Source organism: Haloferax sp. Atlit-4N, from assembly GCF_003383025.1.
Taxonomy (GTDB): domain Archaea; phylum Halobacteriota; class Halobacteria; order Halobacteriales; family Haloferacaceae; genus Haloferax; species Haloferax gibbonsii.
On the sequence record NZ_PSYY01000091.1, the window covers coordinates 1 to 459 of the forward strand.

Sequence of the window (459 nt, forward strand, 5' to 3'; positions counted from 1 at the left end):
TCCGTTACTAACGGGGGCAGTAACGAGGTAGTGCGCTCAGGAGAGGTAGAGGAAGAGGTAGATGCTGCTGCGGCAGCAACCACGCCGCCGCTGCCGCCGTCGTTGGAGATCCTCAAGGCCAAGCTCGACGCCGCGAAGATGACCGCCCGCTGGGACCGCCTCACCGGCGACCAGCACGCCATCATCGAGCAGCTCATTGACCTTCACGGCGACGGCCCGCTCGTGAAGTCCGCGATCGCGCAGTACCGCCCCGGCGCACCGGCCGTGTTCGCGCAGGCCTGGCTGGCCGGGTGGATGTCCCTCGTCCCGGCCGGGACCGGTCTCCGCGTCGTCTCTACGCCGTGCCCCGAGTCCGGCCACTCCGGGACCACTGACCACTGCACCCAGTGCGCTTCCGAGCGCCTCGAGGGAGGAGCCGCCCGATGACCGAGAAGCCATACGACCGCGGCCTCGCGGAGG

1 protein-coding gene is annotated in these 459 nt (G+C 69.5%); it reads left to right on the plus strand.

Features of this window, described 5'->3' with window-relative positions:
* Positions 1-426 (plus strand): hypothetical protein (locus C5C07_RS20700; RefSeq protein WP_233510498.1); only part of this gene is annotated, 426 nt, incomplete at its 5' end.
* Positions 427-459 lie beyond the last annotated feature (33 nt).